This is a genomic window from Paenibacillus sp. FSL K6-2859 (assembly GCF_038008265.1).
Lineage (GTDB): Bacteria > Bacillota > Bacilli > Paenibacillales > Paenibacillaceae > Paenibacillus_AQ > Paenibacillus_AQ nitricinens.
On the sequence record NZ_JBBOYU010000001.1, the window covers coordinates 6,304,721 to 6,323,543 of the forward strand.

The following is an 18,823-nucleotide window of genomic DNA, read 5'->3' on the forward strand; positions in this document are numbered from 1 at the left end:
TTTGGAGTTCAGTTTAAAATTCAGAGATAGAACTTCACACTTGCGTTCAAATCTTACGTTTTCAAGAATTAGGGAAACCCTCCCTAAAATCGTACGATTATCAGATAAATTTGAGGTTTTTAGGGAATTTCTCCTTAAAAATCATTAGAAATCCTGCTAAATGATTTAAACTTCCTGATAATTAGGGAGTTTTTACCGGGTTTCATCTTTTATTATCTAGAAACTCAGATTTTTAGGGAGGTTTTCCCTAATCTAATAAAACATTCGTTTGATAGAGTTAAGTCTATAACAATTAGTTATTAATTTTTCAAGGAACCATTGCGCCTATTGCTCTCCTATTACTCGCCTATTGCATCCTATTACCCATTAAGCATACCAATAGCAACAGCATACTACTCATTAAATCTTACGACGGACATGCCCTACTTATGCCTATCTCATCTATGATTTTGTTTTCTTTTTATAGGAGTCATATAACGTTTACTAGAAAACTCACATCAGAACGGATAATGGCTCTAATTTACAGGTGACTACTAGCATTTTACCTATCAATTGTTTTCACAAAATAATGATTTCGGACGGACAACAAACAAAAAGGTCATGGCAAATTGCCGTGACCTTTTTCATTTAGTAGTTATACTATCCAGCTATTTATAGCTTAGATGGTTTCTGCCGTCTCAAGCATAAGGGCTTTGGTACGCTCTGTATCACGAATCAGAACCGGCTTCAGATACTTACCTGTGTAAGACTCCGTAACGGTAATGAGCTTCTCTGGTGTTCCTGTTGCCAGCACAGTTCCGCCGCCACTGCCGCCCTCTGGTCCCATATCGATGAGATAGTCCGCGGTTTTAATAACGTCCAAATTATGCTCAATGACGAGAACTGATTCTCCGGAATCCACCAAGCGATGCAACACTTCTAGTAAACGACCAATGTCATCCACATGCAGACCTGTTGTCGGCTCATCCAAAATATAAAGGGTCTTTCCGGTGCTACGGCGGTATAGCTCGGAAGCCAATTTCACGCGCTGCGCTTCACCACCGGATAATGTGGTACCTGGCTGACCAATCTTGATGTAACCAAGACCAACGTCCATCAGTGTTTGCATTTTACGATGGATACGAGGGATATTCACAAAGAATTCTGTAGCATCCTCTACCGTCATCTCCAGTACATCAGAGATGTTTTTCCCTTTATACTTCACTTCCAGAGTTTCCCGGTTATAACGCTTGCCCTTACATACTTCGCAAGGAACATAGACATCCGGCAAGAAGTGCATCTCAATCTTGATAATTCCGTCCCCGCGGCAAGCTTCACAGCGTCCGCCTTTTACGTTAAAGCTAAAGCGTCCCTTTTGGAACCCGCGTACCTTTGCCTCATTCGTCTTCGAGAACAGATCACGAATGTCATCAAATACACCCGTATAGGTTGCTGGGTTAGAACGTGGTGTACGCCCGATTGGTGATTGGTCGATTTCAATTACTTTATCGAGATTTTCCAAGCCGCGAATTTCTTTGTGCTGACCCGGACGTACCTTCACAGCCTTATTCAGTTGCCGTGCCAAGCTCTTATAAAGAATCTCGTTAATAAGCGACGATTTACCGGAACCAGAAACACCTGTCACCGCTGTAAACACACCTAATGGAATCTTCACATTCACATTTTTCAGGTTATTCTCCTTAGCCCCACGGATTTCTATCCATCGATCATCAGTAGCACGACGCTTAGCGGTTACCGGAATAAATTTACGACCACTTAAATAATCACCCGTTAAGGAATTCGGATCCTTCATAATTTCTTCCGGTGTTCCTTGCGCCATAACTTGTCCACCGTGGATACCCGCACCCGGTCCGATATCAATAATATAATCCGCTGCCATCATCGTGTCTTCATCATGCTCAACAACAATCAGCGTATTCCCTAAGTCACGCATATGCGCAAGGGTCGAGATGAGGCGATCATTATCCCGCTGATGCAGGCCAATACTTGGCTCATCCAGAATGTACAACACACCCATCAAGCTCGAACCAATCTGAGTGGCCAACCGGATACGCTGTGCTTCCCCACCAGACAGTGAGCCTGCTGCACGGCTAAGCGTCAAATAGTCCAAGCCTACATTTACAAGGAATCCAAGCCGATTACAAATCTCTTTTAAAATGAGATTGGCGATGGCTGTTTCTTTTTCGCTCAATTTTATCTCTTCAAACCAATGCTGACAGTCACCAATCGAGAGATCGGTAATGTCCGAAATATTTTGTTCGTTGATCGTCACCGCCAAAATTTCTTTCTTCAGACGTTTGCCTTTACATACATGACAAGGCTTTGCACTCATGAATCCTTCGATAAATTCACGAATACCATCCGAAGCAGTTTCACGATAACGCCGCTCAAGGTTAGGAATAATCCCTTCAAAAGCAACCATTGCATCTTTCTTTTGTCCAAAATCATTCTCATATTTGAAGCGAACCTTCTCACTGCCTGTACCATTTAGTAGTTTGTTCATATGATCAGGTGTTAAACTGCTCACTGGAACGTTCTGTGGAATATTAAAGTGTTCACACACGGATTTCAAAAATTGCGGATAGTAATTGGAGGTACTTCCAGTCCAAGCTAAAAAAGCGCCCTCTTCAATGGATTTCTCAGCATCAGGAATAAGCAGGTCTGGATCGACCACCATCTTCATGCCAAGTCCGTCGCACTCTGTGCAGGCTCCGAATGGACTGTTGAAAGAGAACATCCGTGGTGCCAACTCTTCAATACTAAAACCACAAATCGGACAAGCGAAGTTAGAGCTGAACAGCAGCTCTTCCTGACCGATGATATCCACAAGGATTTTACCGCCCGAAAGTTTAAGTGCCGTCTCCAGTGAATCCGTCAGCCGGGTCTCCACATCGTCTTTAACGACGATCCGGTCTACAACAACTTCTATAGTGTGTTTTTTATTCTTCTCAAGTTCAATATCCTCAGACAGATCTCTTAGCTCACCGTCCACACGCACACGTACGAACCCTTGCTTAGAAATGTCTGTGAAGAGTCCTTTGTGTTCCCCTTTACGTCCTGAAATAATAGGCGCTAGGATTTGCAAACGAGTCTTCTCTGGATACTGCATAATCCGGTCTACCATTTGTTCAACGGTCTGGGAAGTAATCTCAATTCCATGCTCTGGACAATGAGGATGACCGATCCGTGCGAAAAGCAGCCGTAAATAGTCATAGATCTCAGTTACCGTACCTACTGTGGAACGAGGGTTGCGACTTGTTGTCTTCTGATCAATAGAGATTGCCGGGGATAATCCGTCTATCGAATCTACATCCGGCTTCTCCATTTGCCCCAAGAACTGACGAGCATAAGCGGACAAAGATTCAACATAACGCCGCTGTCCTTCAGCATAAATCGTATCAAATGCAAGCGACGATTTACCTGAGCCGCTCAGTCCCGTCAGCACGACGAAACGGTCACGTGGAATCGTCACATCGATGTTTTTGAGATTGTGCGCCCTCGCGCCTTTAATTACAATATTTTCGTTCGCCAACGGAACCTCTCCTTAATGAATCAAATATCAACAAATATCAAATATCAAAGCTTTATCAAAAGCGTTTTCGATCCCTCCCAAACCCTCCCTTCCAAGGGAGGGCCCCAAGGGTTGCACCCTCTGGACACCCGCATTTATTGGCGAAGGAGGTTGGTAGGACGGGACTTAGTGACAGTGCTGCTTGGAGCGCTTATCCCTACGGGACCGCTTGGAAGTTAGGCGCACACTAGCTAAGTGCGGGAAGTGCAAGATTACCGCAACTGCTATAACGTTGCAGGGCGCTGTCCCTGCGGGATACGCGTAAGTGCTAAGAGCATTGCGGAGCACTCTCCCTACGTAATACACGTAAGTGCTAAGCTGTCCCTGCTGGATGCGCTAACTACATCGGGCACTGTCCCTACGTGATGCGTGTCCATCTATTTATTCAAAAAGAACGGCCTGGACAGCACCGTTCATTTACATATTTTAAATATCGGTGATGCATTTAAGGTTTATTACTCGGCCCTAAGCTCCAGCAAAGCATCACGCAGCTCTGCCGCGCGCTCAAATTGCAAGTTCTTCGCAGCGTCCTTCATCTCGGCTTCCAGACGCTGGATCAGGCTTTGTTTCTCTTTCTTATTCATCTTGCCACCAACACCCGTGAGGTAATCCGCTTTAGTCTCAGCAACCTTCGTTGCCTCGATGATGTCACGCACCTTTTTATTAATGGTGGTTGGGGTAATGCCGTGTTTCTCATTATGGGCGATCTGGATGGCGCGGCGACGCGATGTTTCGCTCATTGCTTTCTCCATCGAATCCGTGATCCGATCACCGTACATAATGACTCGGCCCTCGGAGTTACGGGCCGCACGACCAATCGTCTGAATTAGCGAACGCTCGGAACGAAGGAAGCCCTCTTTATCGGCATCGAGTATAACGACCAGCGATACTTCCGGTAGATCGAGACCTTCTCTTAGAAGGTTAATCCCTACTAAAACATGGAATGTACCCAGACGAAGATCCCGCAAGATCGCCATCCGTTCCAGTGTTTTGATATCAGAGTGCATATACCGAACCTTAATCCCAATTTCCTTAAAGTAATCTGTCAGATCCTCCGACATCTTCTTCGTCAACGTTGTGACGAGGACGCGTTCGTCTCGTTCTACCCGATCACGAATCTCACTAATCAAGTCATCGATTTGTCCCTCTGTAGGACGAACCTCAATGATCGGATCTAAAAGACCTGTAGGCCGAATAATCTGCTGCACCATGGTGTCACAGTGCTCCATTTCATAAGGTCCCGGTGTCGCAGAAACATATACGATCTGCTTCACCTTTTCTTCGAATTCCTCAAACTGAAGTGGACGGTTATCGAGCGCAGACGGCAAACGGAAACCATGCTCTACCAGTACTGTCTTACGCGCCCGGTCACCGTTATACATCGCCCGAATCTGCGGAAGTGTAACATGGGACTCATCAATAATGATCAGCATATCATCCGGAAAATAATCCATTAATGTATATGGGGTTGCCCCTGGTTCACGGAAGGTGAGTGGTCCGGAATAGTTCTCAATCCCTGAGCAGAAGCCCACTTCCTTCATCATTTCAATATCATAACGTGTCCGCTGTTCCAGACGTTGAGCTTCAAGAAGCTTTCCTGCGTCACGAAGAACCGTTAAGCGGTCTTCCAGCTCTTTTTCAATGTTGACCAGTGCTACACGCATTGTTTCTTCTTTGGTAACAAAGTGAGACGCCGGAAAAATAGCGACATGATCGCGTTCCCCGATCAGTTCACCCGTCAGCACATCAATCTCAGTGATTCGCTCAATTTCATCACCGAACAATTCGACCCGAATGGCATGCTCACCCTGAGATGCCGGGAAAATCTCAACCACATCACCACGTACACGGAAGGTTCCGCGTACAAAATTGATATCATTACGCTGGTACTGGATATCCACTAGCCTGCTCAAAATCTCATTTCGAGGCTTCTCCATCCCAACCCGCAATGACAAAAGCAAGCTTCCATATTCCATCGGCGAACCGAGGCCGTAAATACAAGACACACTCGCCACAATAATAACGTCACGCCGTTCGAACAAGGAGCTCGTTGCGGAGTGGCGCAATTTATCAATCTCTTCATTAATACTGGAGTCTTTCTCGATATAAGTATCGGAGGAGGGAATATACGCCTCTGGTTGGTAATAGTCGTAGTAGCTGACGAAATAGTCTACCGAATTATGCGGAAAAAACTCCTTAAACTCACTCGCCAGTTGGGCAGCCAAAGTCTTGTTGTGCGCAATAACTAATGTCGGGCGGTTTAATTTGGAAATAACTTGTGCAACGGTAAACGTCTTCCCCGTACCCGTCGCGCCCAGCAGCGTCTGGTGCTTCTTGCCCTGCCGGATGCCTTGTAGTAATTCCTCTATGGCATGAGGCTGATCGCCCTGGGGTGTATACTCGGACTCCAATTCAAAAGTCTTCGTACTGACGACAATATCACTCATTTGCCCGTCTCCCCTCTATCGTCTAAACTAGATTAATATATTATAATTGTTGTCTGAATGTTCTCTCTCCATACGATAGCAAGCTAAACGCCTTTGGCGTCTCTAAAAGACGTTAAGCGTTTGTGCGAGAATTATAAGGTTTAAGTATAACGTGAAACTTATACTTTCTTATAATTAAAAATATGGAAGATAAGAATATGTGTTCCCGTTCATTATACAGTGTTGACTAGATCGATGCAAACCATAATACATAGAAATGTTAGGAGCTTGAAGCATGGATATTACCTCAATAATTGGCCTATTGGCTGGACTGGCTGCGTTAATCGGCGGCTATCTCTGGGAAGGCGGAAGCCTCTCAGGACTGCTGCAGCTTAATGCGGCTTTGATTGTTTTCGGGGGTACATTTGCCGCCGTTATGATCAGCTTCCCGGCATCTAAGCTGCGCTCCATTCCAACAGCACTACGCATGGCTTTCGGCAGCAACCCTGATCGTGATATGGAAAAAGCTGAAGAACTCATTGCAATGGCAACCGTGGCCCGTCGCGGCGGCGTTTTAATGTTAGAAAAACAAGCTGAAGAACATCCGGATTCTTTTACACGTGAAGGTCTGCTTCTTATTGTCGACGGCACTGATCCTGAGCAGGTAAGACAGATTTTGGAACTGGAAATGGACGCTAAAGAATTGAAGCATGAGAACTATGCTAAGATTTTTGAAGCTGCTGGTGGATATGCACCAACGATGGGAATTATCGGGACGGTGATGGGTCTCATCCGTGTACTTGGCAACCTTACAGATCCGACAAATCTGGGCACATCTATCGCAGTAGCGTTCACTGCAACGTTGTACGGTGTAGCCATCGCTAATCTAATATTTTTACCCATTGCCTCCAAAATCAAATCCCGCAGTCAAAGTGAGCTACATAGCATGGAAATGCTGCTAGTAGGTATTCTTTCTCTACAGAATGGGGATCATCCACTGCTGGTACGTAAAAAACTGAACTCATTCATCTCAGACTCGGACACGAATGACCGTGCGGAAACTAGAGGCCTTTTATGAGACAAAGAGACCGGCGCAAGCGGCGTGTAGAGACTCGGGAAAGCCGCGACCGTTGGATGATTACTTATGCTGATCTAATTACACTTTTACTTATTTTTTTCGTTATATTGTATGCGATGAGCAGCCTGGATACTGACAAATATAACATCGTGACAGGCTCGTTATCCGAGACCTTCAAGTCTGGAACCACTGTCCTTGAGGGTGGGAACGGTATTTTAGATGCTGGGAAATCAACTGAGAACAAAACGGAAAGTACAGACGGAAATGAGAATGCAGCTGCAACTGCAAGACCGAATGACGGATCTGGTGAACAAGCGGAGAATGAAACACCTTCGGCACGTGAGCTCGCTTTTCGAGAACAAGAGACTAAACTTGCTGAATTAATGGGTGTGATCACCCACTATGTGGAGGAAAATAATCTCGGAGAACAAATTTTTGTTGCTGACAAACCTCAGGGGATAGAAATCACACTCAGTGATCGTTTTCTATTCGATATAGGTAAGGCAGACCTGAAATCACCAGCCTTCCCTGCTCTTCAGCAGTTATCTGGTTTATTCAAAGACATCGGCGCAAAGATTAGCATTGAAGGACATACCGATAATACGCCCGTATCCTCGGCTTCTCAATTTAACGACAACTGGGAGCTGTCTGGTGCTCGTGCGCTATCTGTACTTCGCTTTTTTCTAGACCATGAAGGACTGAAGCCGGATACTTTTCAATACGCAGGTTATGCTGACACCCAGCCCACCGCAGATAATACCACGATAGCAGGTAAGCAGAAGAACCGCCGTGTAGAGATCATTGTGCTGCGGCAGCTTCAAGAGGGTGAATAAAATATTGATTGTACTCAGAGCTAGATATAGTAGTTAGTGCGGGTGCGAATCTGCTATCAACATACTAAAATGGACTTGCCACTATTAATTACGGAAATACTCCCTGATTATCCGCGTGATCTCTTGTTCAGGCGCAAGATTAGAGAATTCCTCCCTGATTAATCCCCTATTTAGTCAAAAATAGCGGTTTCACCGGAATTTTCAGGGAGAAATCCCCTAAAAATCTTTGTGTCACGCTATATTCGTCTAAATTAAGGGAGGTTTTCCCTAATTCCACAACAGCAGATTCGCTTTTAAATAAAATCAAATAATTCCGAGCCGTCCCAGGGTATGACGCAAAAATCCCCACCCACCTCTAAATAAAAATACCAAACAGCAAGTCCCCAAAAACAGAAACTTGCTGCTACAAATATCACTCGCGATAAAATTAATATACTGTGAAAAATCCCAATTACTCTCCTACCAATGCACGATATCCGGCTGCATCCAGCAGACCTTTTACAGCATCAGCATACTCTCCGTCCACTTCAATTTCAAAAATCCAACCCTCGCCATACGGCTTATCGTTGATCAGCTCCGGACTAGCCTCTAAACCGTCATTAATCTTGGTAACCGTCCCCGAGACGGGTGAATATAATTCCGATACAGTCTTAACGGATTCGATACTGCCTACGCTGTCACCGGCTGAAATGGCCGAGCCCACTTCTGGAAATTCCACAAATACGATATCGCCTAACAAATGCTGAGCATGATCCGTAATCCCAATACGTACTACGCGTCCTTCCACTTGCTGTGCCCACTCATGCTCTTCGCTGTAAAGAAGGTGATCTAAAACTTCACTCATTTCAAGCCGCCTCATTTCCAAATTGGAATTCTAAATTTAGTTATAGCCTAAGTGATCCCAGAGCAGAATGTCAATATTACTAACAGTAAAATAAATTTGTCGTTTTTTTGACTTTTTCTTGTTGACAGCGCCCTCCTATACCCGTTTAATGGAGACATACAAGAAGAAACGACGTTGTCGTCTTTTTTATAGACGATAACCGTTTCTCGGAGAAATATAAAACAAATACAGTTGCGGATGATGGCATAGGGAGAGACTGTCTCACTTGAAGACGGCGCCGAAGGAGTAAGCCCTAACAGGGGTGAATCTCTCAGGCAAAAGGACCTTTGTCGGACGTACCTCTGGAGAGCATCAGACGCGGGGCTGAGTGCGTCAGGTCACCAACGGGGAAACTTGCAGGTTCGTTACGGCAGGGTAACTCTCAGGTACAAAGGACAGAGCAGAAAGCGATTAGTGCATTTATGCATGATTGCTTCTGCCTGTCCTTTTTTTCGTATGTAATCAGACTAGGGGAGTGACAATATGGATGCTTTGAAAAGAACACCTTTTTACGATCTCTATTCCGCTTACACGGAGTCCAGGTGCATTGATTTTGGCGGCTGGGAGCTGCCAGTACAGTTTACAGGTATCGTGAAGGAGCATGAAGCTGTTCGCCAGCAGGCTGGACTGTTCGATGTATCGCATATGGGTGAATTCATGGTGATCGGGAGCGGTGCTGAAGCCTTTTTACAAAAAATGACGACCAACGATGTCAGCCGCCTGACCGATGGTGCGGCACAATATACGCTGCTCTGTTATCCAAACGGCGGTGTGGTCGACGATTTGCTCGTGTACCGAATAAGTGAAGACCGTTATATGCTTGTCGTAAATGCCTCCAACATCGATAAGGACTTCCAGTGGCTGCAAGAGCATCTGACCTCTGAATTCGGTGAAGTCACACTCACTAATGTCTCTGACGAGACGCTTTTGCTTGCCTTGCAAGGCCCGTTGGCAGAGACCATACTCGCGAAAGTTACTGATGCTCCGATCTCAGAACTCAAGCCTTTCCACTTCATCGAACGCGCAACCGTCTGCGGTGTAGAAGTACTGATCTCCCGTACGGGTTACACCGGCGAAGATGGCTTCGAGATCTACGCTCCGCTGGATGGGGCAGCAACGTTATGGAACGGCCTACTCGCAGCTGGCACTCCTCACGGATTAACACCTGCTGGACTGGGCGCCCGTGATACGCTGCGTTTTGAAGCAAAATTGCCGCTGTACGGTCAGGAGCTGTCAGCTGACATCACCCCTCTTGAAGCTGGAGTACAGTTCTTTGTGAAGCTGGACAAAGCGGACTTTATCGGTCGCGATGCGCTAGTGCAGCAAAAAGAAGCCGGTCTACCCCGACGTCTGGTCGGCTTAGAAATGATTGACCGGGGCATTCCGCGCTCCCATTACCCAGTCTATGCGAACGGCGTTAAAATCGGAGAGGTCACAACCGGAACCCAATCACCAACGCTGAAACGCAATCTGGGATTAGCTTTGCTTGATACAGCTTACAGTGAAATAGGCACAGAGGTATTCGTAGAGATACGCGGCAAGCAGCTTAAGGCTGTCGTGATTAAAGCCCCTTTTTACAAGTATAAACGCCTTTAGCGTCCATATTGGGACGGTTAGCTTTTAAGCGAGAAATAGAAGGATAAAGTATAGCGTGAAAATTGTACTTTCTTATATTTTAAAAAAGCCAAGGAGTGAAACCTTAATGAAGCACCGTTATCTGCCCATGACAGCACAGGACCGCGTAGAGATGATGGAAACCGTCGGGATTCAGTCCATAGATGAGCTGTTCTCCGATATTCCTGAAGCCGTCCGTTATCAAGGCACTATGCCGATGTCTGAACCACTCGATGAGTACGCCCTGCTACGTCACATGAAAGGTCTCGCTGAACGAAATGCTGATTTCGATTCGCACGCCAGCTTCCTCGGCGCCGGATTATATGACCATCACATCCCTGTGGTGATCAACCATGTCATTTCCCGTTCTGAATTCTACACTGCTTACACCCCTTATCAACCGGAGATCAGCCAAGGCGAACTGCAGGCGATCTTCGAATTCCAATCCTACATTTGCGAACTAACCGGTATGAAAGTAGCCAATGCCAGCATGTATGATGGCGCAACCGCATTATCCGAAGCAGCAGTCCTCGCAGCTGGTGCTACCAAACGCAAAAAATTAATTGTTTCCCGCACCGTTCATCCTGAAGCGCGCCAAGTGTTACGCACATCGGCTAATGCTTGGGGGCTTGAGGTCGTGGAGATTGACTATAAAAACGGCGTTACCGATCAGGTGAAGCTTGCTGAAGCCATTGATGGTGATACAGCCGCAGTACTGATGCAATCGCCTAACTTTTTTGGCAGCATCGAAGATCTTAGCTCTGTTGAGCCGCTGATCCATGCTGTTAAAGGGTTGTTCGTCGTCAGTGCAAATCCGATCGCTCTTGGCGTACTAGAAACACCAGGCAAGCTCGGAGCCGACATCGTAGTCGGTGACGCTCAGCCACTTGGTATTCCAGCTTCCCTCGGCGGTCCAACCTGTGGATTCTTCGCGGTAGCTGAGCACTTGATGCGTAAGATGCCGGGCCGTATCGTAGGCCAAACGGTTGACCGTAACGGGAAACGCGGCTTCGTTCTGACGCTGCAAGCACGGGAGCAGCATATCCGCCGAGAAAAAGCTACCTCGAACATCTGCTCCAATCAGGCGCTGCTTGCTCTCTGCGCATCGGTTTACTTGTCCGTTATGGGCAAAGAAGGTATGCGTGAAGTAGGCGAGCTAAACATTCGTAAAAGCCATTATGCCGCTGATAAACTTAGCCAACTAACAGGTGCTGAATATGCCTTCTCCTCCCCCTTCTTTAACGAGTTTGTCTTGAAGCTTCCTGAGGGATGCAGCGTTAGCGCAATTAATTCGAAGCTGCTGAAGGAAGGTTATTTAGGCGGTTATGATCTGGGCCGTGATTATCCTGAACTTGCTGGACATATGCTGGTAGCCGTTACGGAAAAAAGAAGCAAAAACGAAATCGACCAATTCGCTAGCGCACTGGAGGGCTGTTTATGAAACCGGAGCAAAGTCTAATTTTTGAATTAAGCCGTCCCGGCCGTTCGGCCTATTCTTTGCCACTGTGCGATGTGCCGCAGGAAGAAAGCTTAGAATCTCTGATTCCATCAGGTTTACTCCGTAGCGAACCCGTCGTGCTTCCAGAAGTATCGGAAGTGGATGTCATTCGCCACTACACTTCCTTGTCACGCCGCAACTTTGGGGTAGATAACGGCTTCTATCCACTCGGTTCATGTACGATGAAATACAATCCGAAGATTAACGAAGATGTTGCCCGCATCGTAGGCCTAGCTAAGATCCACCCTTACCAGCCAGAAGAAAGCATTCAAGGCGCACTGGAATTAATGTATACCCTGCAAAATGACTTGTCTGCACTAACCGGCATGGATGCTGTATCTTTACAACCTGCCGCAGGTGCTCATGGGGAATGGACCGGTCTCATGATGATCCGCGCCTACCATGAAAGCCGCGGCGAGACCCGCACGAAGGTTATCGTGCCGGATTCCTCACACGGCACCAATCCTGCTAGTGCTTCAGCCGCAGGACTTGAAACGATCACGATCCCATCCACAGATAAAGGGATGGTTGATCTTGAAGCGCTGCGGACAGCAGTCGGCAGCGATACTGCCGCGCTGATGCTGACTAACCCAAGCACACTCGGCTTGTTCGAGACCCAAATCGTCGAGATTGCTGAGATCGTGCATGAAGCAGGCGGCTTGCTCTATTACGATGGAGCGAACTCCAATGCTATTATGGGCATTACCCGCCCCGGTGATATGGGCTTTGACGTTGTGCATTTGAACTTGCATAAGACAATGAGTACCCCGCACGGCGGCGGTGGCCCTGGAGCCGGACCTGTTGGCGTAAAATCCATCCTGATTCCGTTCCTACCACAACCAACTGTGGTGAAAAACGAAGATAACAGCTTCTCACTCGACTTCGGCGGACCTGAATCCATTGGACGCGTGAAAGCTTTTTACGGCAACTTTGGTATTCTGGTTCGTGCCTACGCCTATATCCGTACCTATGGCCCAGATGGACTGCGTGAGGTATCCGAAAATGCCGTGCTGAATGCCAACTATATGATGCACCGTCTGGCGCCGTATTTTGAAATTCCGTATCCGGGCGTATGTAAGCATGAATTCGTAATGTCCGGCAAAAACCTCAAGCAGTATGGTGTGCGCACCTTAGACGTTGCTAAACGATTACTCGACTTCGGCTACCATCCGCCAACCGTGTACTTCCCTCTGACTGTTGAGGAATGTATGATGATCGAGCCTACGGAAACCGAAAGTAAAGAAACGCTCGACGGCTTCATCGATACAATGATCCAGATCGTGAAAGAAGCGCAGGAGACACCGGAGATCGTAATCAACGCACCGCATACCACAGAGATTAGCCGTTTGGATGAGACACAAGCCGCGCGTAAGCCGGTATTGAATTGTTCTTGCGGTTAATAGATAGTGAGCAATATTAAAAAAGCAGGCCACGATAATCGGTTTATCGTCGGCCTGCTTTTTAGTATGCGAATAAAAATCAACACTATGATCTACTCGGCCTGCACCTTCGCAAAAATCTGGAGTTATGATATTCTAATTTGGATGGTAGCGTTTTCCCCTTAGAAAGGAATGTATTCCTTGTGAAATTTGAATTTGTCCATAATGTATTCCACAGAAAATATTTATTGTCCCTTCCCTATTTGCTCCTCGCATTATTTATGTTATCCGCCTTGTCTTCGTCCCATAGAATATTCTCTATCATCACTTTCATATTAATTATGCTAAATGCGTTGTATATCGTTGTAAAAATCATTATTTATAAAATCAAAACTTAGATCTCTCGCACTGTCCAAATGCGCAAGTAAATTCTCATTTTCTAAATAATAAGACCCTTCCCAGCATCATTTAAAATGACTGAGAAGGGCCTATTTCAGTTGTTTATCACTATAACTTTTTGAAATTAAGCACCATGCGTCGGAATTTCTACTTTCACCGCGCCCTTGCGCTCCTTAGCCGATTTACGGAAGTAGAACAGCTCGTAAATCGCTGGAACCACAACCAGCGTAAGCAGCGTTGCCGCGGTCAAGCCACCGATGACCACAATCGCCAAGCTTTGCGAGACAATGCTGCCCATCTCGGCATGGCCGAACAGCAGTGGAGTCATGGCGCAAATGGTAGCAATTGCCGTCATCAGAATCGGACGCATCCGTGTTCCGGCCGCTTCCAGAATCGCTTCGCGGATATTCATATGCACTTCATTCTGCTTAATGCGGTCAATGAGCACAATGGCATTGGTCACGACGATACCGATTAACATCAACGCCCCGAATAAAGCGGTGAAGTCAGGCGTTACGCCGGATACGATCAGTCCAACAATCGCACCAATCGCTGCTAGCGGCAAGGAGAACATAATTGCCAGCGGAGCACGAAGGGTTTTGAAGGTGAGGACCATGATCAGATACACCAACCCGATGGAGATCAGCGCTGTCATACCAAGGTCAGCGAAATCCTCTGACTGATCCACCGAGGCTCCGCCTGCAAATAGAGTCACACCCTTTGGAAGGGTAAGACTATCGGTTTGTTTTTTTATATCCGCTCCGATTTCAGACACCTTCTTCGGATCCACTTCCGCTGTGATTCTCGCATATGGCTTCCCATCTTTATGGAACAACAGTGCTGGTTCATTCCGAACCTCATAGGTTGCTAGTTGTGACAATGGCTTTGGACCTTCAGCAGTCATGAGCGTCATTGCCTTTAAATCTTGCTCTGTCTTTGGCTCAGCTATAGGATCTAACACTACTCCAGCAGGCGTACCGTCCAGTTCGATTTGCCCTATAGGGATCGGATTCAGCATAGCCGACAATTGCATGGTAATTTCTTGTGCATTCGTCTGTACTGGATCTACCTTAAATGTAAAGACAGGTTTGGTATCCTCCATATTGCTACTGACCTTCTGAATACCCTCCACAGTCTTCAGCTTATCCGTAACCTCTGCTGCAACAGCAGTAATATCAGTAAGATTATCACCCACGATATCAATATACTCGCTAGTGGAGCTTGAACCCATCATACTCATTTGATTGGCCACCAGGGTTGCTCCTGCATAGGAATCCTTTACATCACGGACATAATCGATGAAGCCTTGCGCATCTGCACCTTTTTTCATAACAACGGTATAGTCCACTAAGGTCTCTGAGCTGACACTCCCCCATTGTGCTGCGTCCGCACTATTCCCAGACTGCATGATCACTGTTTCTGCTTCTGGACGTTTCATCAGATCTTGCTCTAGCTGCTTTCCTTTTTCCAAAATCTCTTTAACAGGAACATCCTTCGGATAGTTCAACTGAACAGAGACATAGCTGGCATCTGAAGCATCAAGCGCACCTTTTGGCATCGTCACATAGGCTGCGATGGAGCCAATCAGAAGCAGAAGACCTAGGGATAAAGTGATCCATTTTCGGCGAAGATTCCAATCAAGGAATCGGGTAAACCATTTAGATGGCTCATGTTCTTTCATAGAAGTTCTTCTGAGCAGCCATGAGCTTAACAATGGAACCACCGTCAAGGCTACAACGAGTGAAGTAAGCAATGAATACGTTACAGTTAAGGCAAACGGAAGCAGGAAAGCCTGCAAACTACCACGCAGAAGACCCATCGGCAGAAATACCGCTACCGTTGCAATCGTAGATGAAGTAATTGCTCTAGCCACTTCCCCAGTTGCGCTTATGATCATTTCACGAGAGAAGGGTTCTTTTTGCAGCCTACGGTAAATGTTCTCAATGACTACGATACTATCATCCACCAAGCGACCGACCGCAACAGCCACACCACCGAGCGTAATAATATTCAGACTTATACCGGATATATCCAATAGATATAAAGTAACTGCTAAGGAAAGCGGGATAGAAACCGCCGTAATCAGAGTTGCCCGCAGGTTGCGCAGGAACAACAGAATCACGATCGTAGCGAACAACGCGCCAAGCAATACTTCACGCATCATACTGTTCACCGAGGTAACCACCATATCTGATGTGCTGAATACCACCGCTGCTTCTGCATTTGGAATGGTTTTGTTAATATGTGCTACGGTATCTTGGATATGATCTCCGACACTCACTGCATTTGCGTTAGCTTCTTTGGTTACTATGGCGAAAAGAACATCTTTCCCATTCGAGCGGCTAACGCTTTCTTGATCCTGCTTCAACTCGACAGCAGCAATATCCTGTAGCTTAACGCCCGCGGAAACAGGAAGTTTTTTTAACGTATCGATACTATCTATCGCAGAAACCACGTTAACATTCCCTGTCTGACCCCCAATCGTCTGCTCGCCAAGGGATGCTGATACATTACGTCCTTGAAGTAACCCTAACACTTGAGGCGTCGTAATACCTTTTTCAGCCATTAATTTCGGATCTAGCTTCACTCGCACTTGCGGAGTTACTTTGCCATATAAGGCGACGTTGGCTACACCTTCAGCTTGTTGCATCTCTGGAATGATCGTTTCTTCCGCAAGCTTAAGGTTTTCTTTAGTTAGCCCTTCATCAAACGAAAGCGTAACCTGCGACACGGGAATCATGGAAGTATTCAATTGAAGTACAAAAGGAGCCATCACCCCTTCAGGGAATTGCAACGAATCTACAACCTTTTGCACCTCCCCAGCAGCATCCTTCATATTCGTTTTCGAATCATAAAAAATATTCACCTGTGCGTATCCGTCTCCGGAAGTAGACAATATTTCTTTCTTTCCCTTTACAAAAGCAGCCCCAGCCTCAATCGGCTTCGTAACCTTTGTTTCCATCGCATGGGCATCCTGACCCGGACCGAGCACCGTTACAGTCACTTGCGGATTATCCGCCTCTGGCATAAATTCCATCGGCAGCGAAGTGTAGCTCAGCCCTCCCACTACTAGCGCCATTACCACTAAAAGCCCTACCGCCGCCTTGTTACCGAACGACCATTTGGTTAACCATTTCATACTCGTTTCCCCTTCCACCCCGTATATTTCTGGTACTCCTTTTATGACTGCCCCATTATGTATTATTTTCCATCCCGAGATTTAGTTTAGACATTTTTAGCCGAAGTCAAAACAGCCCTACGGCTGGTTTTATACTCCGTCTTGAGGCGGGGAACTTTCTCCTTCTGAAGTACAGGAAACTAGAGCACAAAAAAAAGCGCCCCATAAGCCATGTAAATGACTTATAAGGCGCCTTTTCTTTTGCTTTATTTCTCTCCAGCGCGCACTGGATCGCGGAACATATATTTTAAGAGTGGTGGTGTTACAAGTGTAGTTACAATGACAACAATAATTACCGAAGTAAAATACTGCTGCTGCAACAATCCGCTACTCAGACCTGTTGCCGCGATAATCAATGCAACCTCACCCCTAGAAATCATCCCTGAACCAATAATAAGCGAGGAATGGTTATTAAAACCTGTAAGACGCGCACCCAGACCGCCACCAAACAATTTGGTCAGAATGGCAATCACCGTCAACAAGAGGACAAATCCCAGTTGACTGCCAACTCCTTCAAAGGAAACATTAAGTCCGATACTGACAAAGAAGACCGGAACAAAAATCGAATAGGCAATAGGCTCCAGCTTAGATTCCACAGTGTGCTTAAAAGAGGTTTGAGAAATAGCAATCCCAGCTGCAAAAGCACCGATGATGCCTGCCATCCCCATAATTTCAGCAAAATACGCGAACGCAAAGCAAATCATTAGCGCAGCTGCGATAACAGCCTCTGTCACCTTTAGCGGAGCCATCCATTTCATCACCCGCGGCACAACAAACCAACCCACAACAAGCGCTACAGCGAAGAACAGCACTTTTTTCGTAATTAAAAGACCAATGGATACTGATTCTCCTGTGCCAAAAAAGCTCATTAATACAGCGAGCAAAATAACAACCAGAATATCATCCACTACAGCGGCTCCCAGAATGGTAGAACCTTCCCGTGTATTTAGCTTATTCATATCCTTCAGCACCTGTACTGAAATGCTGACCGATGTTGCACTAAGAATGACGCCCATAAACATAGCATTATGATAAGCAAATCCAAACATTTCTCCGATGGCGAATCCACCTAGAAAAGGTAAAATAATACCTCCGACGGCTACTGCGAAAGCTGACTTCCAGTTCTTGCGCAGTTGCTCCAAATCCGTCTCAAGCCCTGCTATAAACATTAACAATAGAACACCGATCTCCGAAAAATAATGAATAAACTCTCCATTTTGAATCCAACCTAGTACCGCAGGACCCAGTATAATACCGACAATTAGCTTACCCAGTACCGACGGTTGTCCCAGTCGTACAGATAAATCACCAGCTAGCTTGGTGAATAGTATAATCAGCATAAGATATAGAACAAACTCCATGTTTCATCCACTCCCTTGTTGTATATAAGAACTGCCAACCAGGGACTTCTCCAAGCCAAAAAAAGACAAAGAGGAGCCCTTGTTGACAGGCTCCTCCAAAAAACAAAAAATTATTCAATTTAACATTATTAAATATATTATAACCGTAATATAAAAGACTGTAAACATGATACGCCGATAATATACAATATGCAAATTTTAGAAATTGCAGAATCGTCTTCGCTATTTTAGGTAGAACACTTCGCGTAAAGGCAACATTGGCACCTCGTCATTGAAATCAAATGATCCTTCAACCATCTTTGAGGTAATGGCATTCCATCGGTTGCAGGCGTCGCTTTTGGCAATATAATTGAAAGCTGCTTCGGTATCCTCACATTCAAAGCAATAAAAAAACTGATTCCCATTCTGAAAGATAGAATAGTTAGAAATACCAGCCTTACTGTGCTCCTCCAGAACTTCTGGCCATGGATTTAAATGCATCGCTACATACGCTTCCAGACATTCTTCCCTCACCCGCCATGTCCAAGCCATTTTATTGCTGCTCATCTGTTCATCCTCCTAGAAATGTCCTCTACTGTACATTATAAGAATCAAATACATTGG

Annotated in this window: 11 protein-coding genes and 1 riboswitch; of the genes, 5 read left to right on the forward strand and 6 right to left on the reverse strand. The window is 46.0% G+C overall.

The window, feature by feature from the left end:
• Positions 1-658: 658 nt before the first annotated feature.
• On the reverse strand, positions 659-3,532 hold the full coding sequence (gene uvrA / locus MHB64_RS28205; RefSeq protein WP_094876522.1) for an excinuclease ABC subunit UvrA: 2,874 nt from the start codon (positions 3,530-3,532) through the stop codon (positions 659-661).
• A 494-nt stretch (positions 3,533-4,026) separates the two neighbouring features.
• Positions 4,027-6,018, reverse strand: coding sequence for an excinuclease ABC subunit UvrB (gene uvrB, locus MHB64_RS28210; RefSeq protein ID WP_341135843.1), 1,992 nt, complete (start codon positions 6,016-6,018; stop codon positions 4,027-4,029).
• Between the two features lie 274 nt (positions 6,019-6,292).
• On the opposite strand from uvrB, the gene MHB64_RS28215 reads away from it, so the two are divergent.
• Positions 6,293-7,075 carry a flagellar motor protein gene (locus tag MHB64_RS28215; RefSeq protein WP_341135844.1) on the forward strand — a complete coding sequence of 261 codons (783 nt, stop codon included), beginning with the start codon at positions 6,293-6,295 and terminating at the stop codon, positions 7,073-7,075.
• A complete protein-coding gene (locus MHB64_RS28220) occupies positions 7,072-7,908 on the forward strand; it encodes a flagellar motor protein MotB (RefSeq protein WP_341135845.1) in 837 nt (278 codons plus the stop codon). The genes MHB64_RS28215 and MHB64_RS28220 overlap by 4 nt, the downstream gene beginning before the upstream one ends.
• A 451-nt stretch (positions 7,909-8,359) precedes the next feature.
• On the opposite strand, the gene gcvH is transcribed toward MHB64_RS28220, so the two are convergent.
• A complete protein-coding gene (gene gcvH, locus MHB64_RS28225) occupies positions 8,360-8,752 on the reverse strand; it encodes a glycine cleavage system protein GcvH (RefSeq protein WP_094870857.1) in 393 nt (130 codons plus the stop codon).
• 237 nt (positions 8,753-8,989) lie between these two features.
• Positions 8,990-9,088, forward strand: a riboswitch (glycine riboswitch).
• 186 nt (positions 9,089-9,274) lie between these two features.
• On the opposite strand from gcvH, the gene gcvT reads away from it, so the two are divergent.
• The 3 genes from gcvT (at position 9,275) to gcvPB (ending at position 13,303) form a co-directional block, all read left to right on the forward strand.
• On the forward strand, positions 9,275-10,387 hold the full coding sequence (gcvT, locus tag MHB64_RS28230; RefSeq protein WP_341135846.1) for a glycine cleavage system aminomethyltransferase GcvT: 1,113 nt from the start codon (positions 9,275-9,277) through the stop codon (positions 10,385-10,387).
• A gap of 106 nt (positions 10,388-10,493) precedes the next feature.
• Positions 10,494-11,846, forward strand: coding sequence for an aminomethyl-transferring glycine dehydrogenase subunit GcvPA (gcvPA, locus tag MHB64_RS28235; protein ID WP_341135847.1), 1,353 nt, complete (start codon positions 10,494-10,496; stop codon positions 11,844-11,846).
• On the forward strand, positions 11,843-13,303 hold the full coding sequence (gene gcvPB, locus MHB64_RS28240) for an aminomethyl-transferring glycine dehydrogenase subunit GcvPB (protein WP_094870863.1): 1,461 nt from the start codon (positions 11,843-11,845) through the stop codon (positions 13,301-13,303). Before gcvPA ends, gcvPB begins: the two co-directional genes overlap by 4 nt.
• A 502-nt stretch (positions 13,304-13,805) precedes the next feature.
• On the opposite strand, the gene MHB64_RS28245 is transcribed toward gcvPB, so the two are convergent.
• From MHB64_RS28245 to MHB64_RS28255, 3 genes are all read right to left on the reverse strand, one after another.
• Complete coding sequence (locus MHB64_RS28245) at positions 13,806-16,820, reverse strand: efflux RND transporter permease subunit (protein WP_341135848.1); 3,015 nt, start codon at positions 16,818-16,820, stop codon at positions 13,806-13,808.
• 245 nt (positions 16,821-17,065) lie between these two features.
• Positions 17,066-18,220, reverse strand: coding sequence for a cation:proton antiporter (locus MHB64_RS28250; RefSeq protein ID WP_094870866.1), 1,155 nt, complete (start codon positions 18,218-18,220; stop codon positions 17,066-17,068).
• 222 nt (positions 18,221-18,442) lie between these two features.
• Entirely contained in the window at positions 18,443-18,766 is a 324-nt protein-coding gene (locus MHB64_RS28255; protein WP_094870868.1) for an L-rhamnose mutarotase, read from the reverse strand.
• Positions 18,767-18,823 lie beyond the last annotated feature (57 nt).